The organism is Psychrobacter sp. H26 (genome assembly GCF_059073035.1).
Window position 1 is genome coordinate 3,198,303 of the sequence record NZ_JCACRW010000001.1, and the last position, 10,386, is coordinate 3,208,688.

Here is a 10,386-nt window from a genome sequence, read left to right on the forward strand (position 1 = left end):
TTATGATTTCAGCAGCTATTGTTGGTGGTACAGGCTATACAGGTATCGAGCTTATTCGCTTATTGTCTGCTCACCCTGAGGTTTCTATTGATTTGCTTACCTCGCGTAGCGAAGCTGGCACTCGTGCTGATGAAATATTTCCAAGTTTGCGCGGTATCTCTGACATCGTGTTCAGTGATTTAGGTGATAACACGCTGAGTGCACTACAAGAGTGTGATGTTGTGTTTTTTGCAACGCCACATGGTGTAGCGATGAAGCAAGCTGAAGCGCTCACGCAAGCTGGCGTAAAAGTTATTGATTTGGCTGCTGACTTTCGTTTGCAATCATTGACTGAGTTTGAGCTTTGGTACAAACAGTCTCACGCCTGTCCTGAGCTGTTGAAGACAGCGGTTTATGGATTGCCTGAAATCAATCGTGATAAGCTTGCCAGTGCATTGTTAGTAGGTAATCCTGGCTGTTATCCAACCACTGCAATCTTGGGACTAAAACCAATCATCGAAGCACAAAATGAACAAACAAAAAGGTTGATTGAGTCTCGTATCGTAATTGATGCCAAATCTGGAGTATCTGGTGCTGGTCGCCAAGCATCGCTTGCACTCAACTATGCTGAGACAACCGATAACTTCAAAGCCTATAGCGTTGAAGGTCATCGCCATTTACCTGAGATAGAGCAGGGTGTTGCACAGTTATTGGGTAGTCAGTTTGACCACCGTATCCGTTTCTTACCGCATCTGGTACCGATGATACGTGGCATGCTGAGTTCAATTCATATGGAATTGACTGATGAAGGTGTGGCTATTGATTGGCAGCAAACGTTTGAAGACAGCTATGCTTTAGAAAGTTTCGTTGATGTCATGCCAAAAGGTGTTTATCCAGACACGCGCAGTGTGCGTGCTAGTAATCGTTTACGCATTGCGATACATCAAAACAATGAGCGCGCCGAATTAACGGTTATTGTCGTACAAGATAATTTGGTGAAAGGTGCAGCAGGACAGGCCGTTCAAAATATGAATGTGATGTTTGGATTTGATGAAACAATGGGACTAAATTTTGCGCCTATTGTTCCTTAATGCTGACTTTGTTGCGTTTAAGTCATTCATATTTATGATACTAGGTATTGATTATAAATTCCGCTATAATGACTTGCCCTTACTTTTAAGAGATACCATCTAGATGCGTACTAAGCTTGAACTACGCTTTTTCTCGAAGTCAGCACGCTTATCGTGTCAAGATCCTGTTCTATCTGATTTGGGATACAAAATGCATTCCAATCAAGATGATAATGGTCTTGAACAGCATGTCGGGAGCAATCAACGCGGCGCATCTACGCTAGTACTGGCATTGTTCGTGGTAGCCGTATTAGTAACAGCTGTGGTTGGATTAGTATTTGGTCATAAGCTTGGCTATCAGCGCGGCTTTCACTCGATGGAAACACAAGCCAAACAAGCGATTATCGATGGTACTGAAGCGACAGCAGCACTTGAGGATTTGCGTCTCAGTAACAAGATAGCGACGAATCAGGCGGCAACTGCCAAGCAAGAATTGGCCATAAGCTTAGCGAACCTCAACGAGCTGCGTGAAAACCAGCAAGCGTTGACAGTAGAAAACAGACAAGTCACACAGCTCAATGAATTATATGCTGATGTCATTAGTGATAAAGGCGGTATGCCACTGCAAGTATTAGGCGCCAAGATTGAGCCACTACCCGAAAATGCTTTTGAGTATGGTTTTGACATCGGGATGCTTAGCAGCGATGGTCAGGCTAAGCGTCTTAGACCAACGTTGACACTACTCAACAATGACGACCTTGTAGAAGTGCCCCTAGATCCTGCAAGCTATGCTATTGAAGGTATTGTCCGTATACGTGGTCGCTTTGTGATGCCATCAGGTTTCAAGCCTTTACAAGCAAAGCTTAGCTTGCAAGCAGGTGGGCAAGAGGTGGAACAACTGTATGATTGGAGACTCGGCGATAGAGTTGATAACATGCTACCATCACTTTTAGATTTGCCAGAAGTCGATGAAAGCCCTATTTCGCAATAGTGACGTGTCCTAATAAACATCTAATAGCGATGATATAGCCAAAAGCAAAGTAGAACGATTATAGTCATAGAAAGTAGAGCCACTATAGTTAGTAATTATATTTTGCATCATGGCTCACCGCCTGCCTTTACAACTTCTTTTATTTTAAACTTACCTTATAATTATACTTTGATTATGATGAAAAAAATGATATCACAAGACATGCCAACAGCTGCTGATTGGCACTTTCCACATATACCTGCGTATCGTGCACAAGATGGCGATACCGATGATGAAACATCACCGCAAGCAGATGTATTGGTCGCAGAACCAGAAGTCGCTAAACCACCAATGTATGCAGTAGTTATGTACAATGACAACTATACGCCAATGGAATTCGTTGTTTATATTTTACAGTCAGAGTTTCGCCATACCATGGATTCTGCGGTTGAGATTATGTTGACGATTCATAACAGTAGCAAAGGCATTGCTGGCATTTACCCCAAGGATATTGCTGAGACCAAAGCCAAAAAAGTAAATAGCTTAGCGCACCGTGAAGGTTATCCGTTACTGACGCAGATTGAACCTCATCAAGGTGAATAAGCGTTTGCGTCTCGTTTTGTCATCAGTATTTGCCTTACCATGCAGGATTTTTTAACATATATCAACGGCTCACTATCACAGTGAGCTTGATCACTTATCTTCTCAACATCTGCTTTTCTTTCGATACGTATTTTTCTAATCACTTTGTTTCAAATCTTCATTGTATTAACCATATTAGTGAGCAGCCACGTCGCTATGATAGACTTGATTTTTTCATAATATATCCTTATATATTAAAGTGTATCTATAAATAGCTTTGAATTCGATACTATGATGATAGCTGCTTTGTTGGCTACAGAGCTATTTAGCATAGTCATTTGGCATAGTACTCAAATAATCCTCTCGATATTAATACCCCTAATAATCCATTCATCTTTTATCTGCTCAAAATTTTGAGTGTCAGTCGTTGCTGTTTAGCCTTTTAACACTTACTTTTTGTATGCTTTGATACACTTTAGTCTGCGTTAATAGATTGACTCCGTCCAAATATCGTGTTGATATAAAGACAAGCGACTATGAATTATCACAATCACTGCTAACTGGTAGATAGGTTAAGCATTCGTAAAACAGTCTTTATCACAAACAATATATCCACGACTTGTGATAATACGAATATCACCCTTGAACAATCGATCTACCGCCCTGATTTACTTACTAACTCATTCATAAAACTATCAATTATAAAGATAGATATAACCGTAGGAAGTTGTTATGTTAAGTCGTCATCTTGAAGTTTCTCTACGTTTAGCAATGACGCTTGCGCGCCAAAAATCGCATGAGTATCTTACTGTTGAACATCTGCTACTAGCGCTACTAGAAAACACCCACGCTGCCAATACGTTGACTGCTTGTAATGCCAATGTGTCGGCGCTACGGTCTGAGCTTGAAGCGTATATTAATAAGCATACGCCAACTATCGATGCAAACACGGAACAATCGCCGCAGCCAACGCAAAGCTTCGATCGTATTTTGCAGCGCGCTATTTTTCACGTGCAATCTATAGGCGGTGGTCGCCTAGTTGAAGGCTCTGATATTTTAGTATCTATGTTCTCAGAGCATGATACTTATGCCGTTTATTTGCTCAAAAAGCAGGGCATTAGTCGCCTTGAACTGACCCAGTATTTGTCACATGGTCAAGACAAAGAAGAGCCGTCTGAACCACGTGCTTCTATGTCTGGCGAACGCCGCAGTGCATCTGAAAAAACCAGCAAAGATCCATTGGTTGAATTCGCGACCAATCTAAACCAACGTGCTGCAGAAGGTAAGACAGATCCTTTAATTGGACGTGCTTCTGAAATTGAGCGTGCAGCTCAGGTCTTATGCCGCCGCCGCAAAAACAACCCATTATTGGTGGGTGAGCCTGGTGTTGGTAAAACCTCTATCGCTGAAGGTTTAGCATGGTTAATCATCAATGACAAAGCGCCAAAACCACTTAATGGTTGCGTGATCTATAGCCTTGATATTGGCTCACTGATCGCGGGCACCAAATATCGCGGTGATTTTGAAAAGCGTATGAAATCATTGCTTGATGCCTTGAAGAAAAAACCAAATGCTATTCTTTTTATTGATGAGATTCATATGATCATTGGCGCAGGGTCGTCGATGAGTAGTAATATGGATGTATCAAACTTAATTAAGCCTGCACTTGCTAATGGTGAGCTACGCTGTATTGGTTCAACTACCTTTACTGAGTATCGTCAGGTGTTTGAAAAAGATCATGCACTATCGCGTCGCTTCCAGAAGATCGATGTAAAAGAGCCTAGCGTCGATGATACTATTGATATCTTACGCGGTCTCAAACCTCGTTACGAAGAGTTCCACAATGTCGAATATACCGACGAAGCATTAGTCACGGCAGTACAATTATCAGCCAAGCACATTCATGAACGCTTCTTGCCTGACAAAGCTATTGACGTAATCGACGAAGCAGGTGCTTATAAGCGTTTGGGCGTGGTACCTGATGTGGAAGACATTGATGCTGAAGAGAGCTTTATTGCCGATTTAGAGCAAGATTTTGATGCGCAAATCGATGCTGAAGAGGTTGATATCGATGCAGACAATGACAGTGATAATGAAATGTTAGATGAAGCCGAAGCTGCTAAAGCAGATGACCGCGCTAAGTCTACTGATGGTGTAAAAGTATCAAAAGCAGCGAAACCGCCAATGAAAATTGACGTGGCTGATATCGAAGCTATTATTGCTAAGCTTGCACGTATTCCGCCTAAGTCTGTATCAAGTGATGACAAGAGCATTCTTGAACACTTGGATCGCGACCTTAAGCATCTAGTGTTTGGTCAGGATGAGGCGATTGCAACACTTGCTGATGCCATTAAACTGTCTCGTGCAGGATTAAAAGCACCAGATAAGCCAATTGGCTCGTTTATGTTTGCAGGACCAACAGGCGTGGGTAAGACAGAAGTATCACGTCAGCTTGCTAACTTGTTAGGCGTAGAGCTGGTACGTTTTGATATGTCAGAGTATATGGAAGCCCATACTGCCTCGCGCCTGATTGGTGCGCCTCCAGGCTATGTCGGGTATGATCAAGGTGGTTTGCTCACTGAAAAAATCAACCAACATCCGCATTGCGTATTGCTTCTTGATGAGATTGAAAAAGCGCATCCTGATGTGTTCAACTTATTACTGCAAGTCATGGATCATGGTACCTTGACGGACAATAACGGCCGTGTTGCTATCTTCAAGCAAGTCATTGTTATCATGACGACGAATGTTGGTGCTGATAGTATCAGTCGCTCTTCTATGGGCTTTACTCAGCAAGATCATAGCCGTGATAATACCGAGTCACTCAAGCGCGTCTTTACGCCAGAATTCCGTAACCGTTTAGATGCGATTATTCAGTTCAATCCACTAGATACTTCAGTTGTCGTATCGGTTGTTGATAAGTTCTTGGTTGAGTTGCAAGTGCAGCTTGACGACAAGCAAGTCACTTTAGAGATTGATGATGACGTACGGGATTATTTGGCTGACAAAGGTTATGACCGTCTGATGGGTGCACGTCCAATGCAGCGCCTGATTCAGGATGAAATCAAAAAGCCATTGGCGAGTATGATCTTATTCGGCGAATTGGTGAATGGCGGAGTAGTTCACCTGACCTTGGAACCCAAAGCAGACGACACACAAGATGGCGATACCGTGAAGCTAGATAAGTCTATGGATAAAGGCTCATCTGACAGTCGAATCGTTCTGACAGTCGTTGAAACTCACGAGCCGCGTTCAGACTCTGAGTCAGTAGCTAGCTAAGCAGCTTACTGAGGCACTTACTACTAATGCGTTTAGTTCTAAGGTGCTGAGTTCGAGTGAATGACAAACGGTTACCGTATGAATGCGGTAGCCGTTTTTTTATTGCTATAATTTATCAACAAAGCTCATATGGTTTTTTGTTACCATTAGCCTTTAAAATAAACCAATCATTGAGCCCTATCTCATAATAAATATAAAAAGGATTTACTATGGAACTGTTTGACGAACAAACAATCAAAACGCCAGAGCAAAAACAAGCTATTCTAGATAATGTCCGCTTGCCAGAAGACTGGAAGACGGCATTGGCCGATGAGTTGACGTCTGAAAATATGGATAATTTACGCGCATTTTTAAAAGAAGCTTACCAGTCGAGTGATAGTATCTACCCACCAGCACCACTTATGTTTAATGCGCTGAATCTTACCCCTTTATCACAGGTCAAAGTTGTTATCTTGGGTCAGGATCCTTATCATCGCCCAGGACAGGCTATGGGGTTGTCATTTTCTGTTCCTAAAGCCATTCCCAAGCCGCCATCACTTAATAACCTCCTAAAAGAGATGGCAGATGATATCGGTATCCGTCCGTCAGCGCATGGGGATCTGACCTATTGGGCGGAGCAAGGTGTTTTACTGTTAAATAGTTCACTGACTGTACGAGAAGGCGAGCCGAATAGTCATCAAAATAAAGGCTGGGAGCAATTCACTGATGCAGTCATCGATGCGGTGAACGAACAGACAGAGCATACTGTGTTTATACTATGGGGTAGTAAAGCACAGAAGAAGGGAAAGTATATTGATACCGATAAGCATTTGATTTTGACTGCAGTACATCCTTCACCCTTGGCTGCCAACCGTGGTGGGTTCTTTGGTACCAAACCTTTTTCCAAAACCAATGATTATTTGGTGCAATATGGTCAGACACCGATTGATTGGCAACTGCCACAATAAATGATGACCATATCGAGTACAAGTTTGAAACCTTATCAATCGTTGAGTCGTCAGCCAGATATCAAAGGTGTGCATACCAGTACATTTTGGTTAGCTGAAGATGCCAAATGGATGCAAAAAGCGCTGAAACTCGCTGAACAGGGAGCTGAGTGTGGGGAAGTACCAGTCGGGGCAGTGTTAGTTCATGAGCAGCAGATAATTGGTCAAGGGTTTAATCAACCAATTGGCGGTCACGATGCGACAGCTCATGCTGAGATAGTCGCGTTGAGAGATGCGTGTCAACGCTTAGAAAACTATCGATTGCCACTACACACAACTCTCTATGTGACTTTGGAGCCGTGTACGATGTGTATTGGCGCCTTGATTCACGCCCGTGTAGACAGGCTCATATATGCAGCGAATGAACCGCGTGCTGGTATGGTAGGTAGTCAGCTCGATTTATCAATTCAGCCTTTTTACAACCACAATATCCAAGTTCATAGAGGGTTGTGCAGTGAGCATAGTAGTCAGATGCTAAAGACGTTTTTTCGTGAGCGTAGGCGAGCAGCAAAAAAGAATAAAAGTAAGGCTTTGATTGAAAATAACTAATAAACAAGATATTAGTCTTGGTGCTAGTGATAGCGTCTATTTTTTGCTATAATGTCGCCCTATTTGGTAGCGAACCTTTTGTTCTGCTACCAAACATATGATATATCAGTAAATATTACTTTATTGAGATTATGTGATAGATCCCATAAGTAGCAATTATTATTGTTGAGTAAGCACTATGACCGTCTCCACATCTGACAACGATTTGCTCAACAAAAGTGATAGCAAAGGTCATCTAACGCGCTATCCTGTGATCTGTATTGATGGCCCTAGCGGTGCAGGAAAAGGTACGGTCACTTGGCGTTTGGCACAAGTACTGGGTTATCAATTGTTGGATTCCGGGGCGTTATATAGAATCGTAGGACTCAAGGCATTTGAAGCTGGATTAATAACCGCAGGTGCTAGCCAACCAATTGACGAAGATGCTGTATTAGCACTTACAAAAAGCTTAGATATAGCGTTTGTACCGAACAATGACTCAGGACGTGTAGACATCATCGTGAATGGGCAAGCAGTTGGTGACCAAGTACGCAATGAGACAGTTGGTGGATATGCGTCGAAAATCGCAGTGTTTCCACAAGTTCGTGAGGCCTTACTCACATTACAACAAGACATGGCCACACGCTCAGGGCTTGTCGCTGATGGTCGAGACATGGGAACGGTTGTATTCCCAGATGCGGATGTCAAAGTGTATTTGACTGCCAGTGCTGAAGCGCGTGCTCAGCGCCGTGTCACTCAGCTAATTGATGCGGGTCAAACGGCAGATTTTGAAGCGATTTTATCAACGATCAAAGCGCGTGATGACCGTGATGAAAACCGTAGTACAGCGCCATCAAAACCTGCAACGGATGCTTTATTACTTGATAGCTCTACACTTAGTGCTGATACTGTTTATGAGCAAGTAAAGAAGCACTGCCAAGATCAAGGTGTTTTTTTTAGTAGTTAATTAAAGAGTAATAGCTAGTAAAAACAACATATTAAGTACCAAAAAGTTCAACACAAGCTTTGTTTTTGATGTAAAATTATACAGCTAGGATTTGGTGCTTTAACTGAGTAGAAATAGTTAGCTGAAAAACTCAAAAAAAGACAGTTGTTGTTAGTAATTTCGATAATATGTTTACTAACAACAAACGTTTTTTTATATGACTGTATGAGATATAAAACCAGTATCCTCGTTTTATACAGTCATAAATTTGATCCGTACTGTGCTGGACAGGATACGGCTATACAAAGGTAGACATAATGGAATCATTTGCTGAACTATTTGAAGCGAGCATCGAAGAAACAGGCCTAGATATCGAGCGTGGCTCGGTTATCAACGGTACTGTTGTGGCCATCGATAGCGATTGGATCACAGTAGATACTGGTCTGAAATCTGAAGGTATCGTCGCTCGTGAAGAGTTTTTAAGCGAAGAAGGCGAACTTGAAGTTGAAGTTGGCGATAGCGTTGATGTCGTAGTTGAAGCGGTTGATAACGGCATGGGTCAAACCTTGCTGTCACGTGAAAAAGCTAAGCGTGTTGAAACTTGGAACTTCCTTGAAAAAATCGCTGACAATGATGAAATCGTAAAAGGTATCATTTCAAGCAAAGTTAAAGGCGGTTTCACTGTAGATATCGGTTCAGTACGCGCATTCTTACCAGGTTCATTGGTAGATGTACGTCCTATCCGTGATACGACGCATCTTGAAGGCAAAGAGCTAGAATTCAAAGTCATCAAACTTGACCAAAAACGCAACAACGTTGTTGTTAGCCGCCGTGCAGTTATGGAAGCTGAAAACTCAGCTGAGCGCGAAGAGCTATTGAACAAGCTTGAAGAAGGCATCGAGATCGAAGGTATCGTTAAGAACCTTACTGATTACGGCGCGTTCGTTGATCTAGGTGGTATCGATGGTCTATTGCACATCACTGACATGGCATGGCGCCGTATCAAGCATCCATCTGAAGTTGTTGAAGTTGGCCAAGACCTAAAAGTTAAAGTATTGAAGTTTGACCGTGAGCGCAACCGCGTTAGCCTAGGTCTAAAACAACTTGGTACCGATCCTTGGGATAACGTTGGCGGTACTTATCCAGTAGGTAGTGTTGTTAAAGCACGCGTAACCAACCTAACTGACTATGGTTGTTTTGCTGAGATTTCTGAAGGTATCGAAGGTCTAGTACACGTATCAGAAATGGATCATACCAACAAAAACATCCACCCATCTAAAGTTGTTCAAGTGGGCGATGAAGTTGAAGTAATGATTCTTGATATCGACGAAGAACGTCGCCGTATCAGCCTTGGTATCAAGCAGACTCTAGCTAACCCATGGGATGAGTTTGATAAGAAACATGAGCGCGGTGATAAAATCACTGGTACGATCAAATCAATCACTGACTTCGGTATCTTTATCGGTCTAGACGGTGGTATTGATGGTCTTGTTCATCTTTCTGATATCTCTTGGAACGAAACTGGTGAAGATGCTATCCGTAACTACAATAAAGGCGACACCGTAGAAGCTATGGTATTGTCTGTAGATGCAGAAGCTAACCGTATCAGCCTAGGCGTGAAGCAGTTGAGCTCTGATCCATTCAACGAATACCTAGTTGGCAACGACCGCGGTGCTATCGTTAATGGTAAAGTAAAAGAAGTAGATGCTAAAGGCGCTACTATCGAGCTTGCTGACGAAGTTGAAGCCTATCTACGTGCTTCTGAGATTCAACGTGACCGCGTTGAAGATGCAACTAAGCATCTGAGCGTTGGTGATGACGTTGAAGCGAAAATCATCAGTGTAGATCGTAAAACACGCAACATCAACTTGTCTATCAAAGCGAAAGACGAAGCTGAAGAGCGTCAAGCGATTAAAGATCTTGGTAGCACCAATACTACTGCTGCTCCAGGTTCTGATGCACAGCCAAAAACTATTGGTGACTTGATCAAAGAACAAATGCAGTAAGCTGTAAGTTATTGATATAGCAGTAATATAAAAAAGCGAC

Annotated in this window: 8 protein-coding genes; all 8 read left to right on the top strand. The window is 42.5% G+C overall.

Going from position 1 to position 10,386, the window contains the following annotated elements; all coding sequences use genetic code 11:
- Window positions 1-2: 2 nt before the first annotated feature.
- The 8 genes from argC (at window position 3) to rpsA (ending at window position 10,346) form a co-directional block, all read left to right on the top strand.
- Entirely contained in the window at window positions 3-1,070 is a 1,068-nt protein-coding gene (gene argC, locus AC5JPT_RS13330) for an N-acetyl-gamma-glutamyl-phosphate reductase (RefSeq protein WP_493858391.1), read from the top strand.
- Between the two features lie 190 nt (window positions 1,071-1,260).
- The gene (locus tag AC5JPT_RS13335) at window positions 1,261-2,040 is read left to right on the top strand and encodes a hypothetical protein (protein WP_493858392.1); all 780 of its coding nucleotides are present in this window, start codon (window positions 1,261-1,263) and stop codon (window positions 2,038-2,040) included.
- Window positions 2,041-2,226: 186 nt separating this feature from the next.
- Entirely contained in the window at window positions 2,227-2,622 is a 396-nt protein-coding gene (locus AC5JPT_RS13340; RefSeq protein ID WP_319050078.1) for an ATP-dependent Clp protease adaptor ClpS, read from the top strand.
- A gap of 711 nt (window positions 2,623-3,333) precedes the next feature.
- On the top strand, window positions 3,334-5,880 hold the full coding sequence (gene clpA, locus AC5JPT_RS13345) for an ATP-dependent Clp protease ATP-binding subunit ClpA (protein WP_493858393.1): 2,547 nt from the start codon (window positions 3,334-3,336) through the stop codon (window positions 5,878-5,880).
- Window positions 5,881-6,089: 209 nt separating this feature from the next.
- Window positions 6,090-6,827, top strand: a complete 738-nt coding sequence (locus AC5JPT_RS13350) for a uracil-DNA glycosylase (RefSeq protein WP_493858394.1) — start codon at window positions 6,090-6,092, stop codon at window positions 6,825-6,827.
- A complete protein-coding gene (gene tadA / locus AC5JPT_RS13355; protein WP_493858395.1) occupies window positions 6,828-7,415 on the top strand; it encodes a tRNA adenosine(34) deaminase TadA in 588 nt (195 codons plus the stop codon).
- Between the two features lie 178 nt (window positions 7,416-7,593).
- Window positions 7,594-8,361 (top strand): (d)CMP kinase, encoded by a 768-nt coding sequence (gene cmk / locus AC5JPT_RS13360; RefSeq protein ID WP_493858396.1) that lies wholly within the window; start codon window positions 7,594-7,596, stop codon window positions 8,359-8,361.
- 296 nt (window positions 8,362-8,657) lie between these two features.
- The gene (gene rpsA, locus AC5JPT_RS13365) at window positions 8,658-10,346 is read left to right on the top strand and encodes a 30S ribosomal protein S1 (protein WP_493858397.1); all 1,689 of its coding nucleotides are present in this window, start codon (window positions 8,658-8,660) and stop codon (window positions 10,344-10,346) included.
- Window positions 10,347-10,386: the final 40 nt, after the last annotated feature.

Bases quoted from the DNA above. Each gene is read 5' to 3' on its own strand.
- cmk (WP_493858396.1), top strand. From the start codon at position 7,594: ATGACCGTCTCCACATCTGACAACGATTTGCTCAACAAAAGTGATAGC.
- AC5JPT_RS13335 (WP_493858392.1), top strand. From the start codon at position 1,261: ATGCATTCCAATCAAGATGATAATGGTCTTGAACAGCATGTCGGGAGC.
- argC (WP_493858391.1), top strand. From the start codon at position 3: ATGATTTCAGCAGCTATTGTTGGTGGTACAGGCTATACAGGTATCGAG.
- rpsA (WP_493858397.1), top strand. From the start codon at position 8,658: ATGGAATCATTTGCTGAACTATTTGAAGCGAGCATCGAAGAAACAGGC.
- AC5JPT_RS13340 (WP_319050078.1), top strand. From the start codon at position 2,227: ATGATATCACAAGACATGCCAACAGCTGCTGATTGGCACTTTCCACAT.
- clpA (WP_493858393.1), top strand. From the start codon at position 3,334: ATGTTAAGTCGTCATCTTGAAGTTTCTCTACGTTTAGCAATGACGCTT.
- tadA (WP_493858395.1), top strand. From the start codon at position 6,828: ATGATGACCATATCGAGTACAAGTTTGAAACCTTATCAATCGTTGAGT.
- AC5JPT_RS13350 (WP_493858394.1), top strand. From the start codon at position 6,090: ATGGAACTGTTTGACGAACAAACAATCAAAACGCCAGAGCAAAAACAA.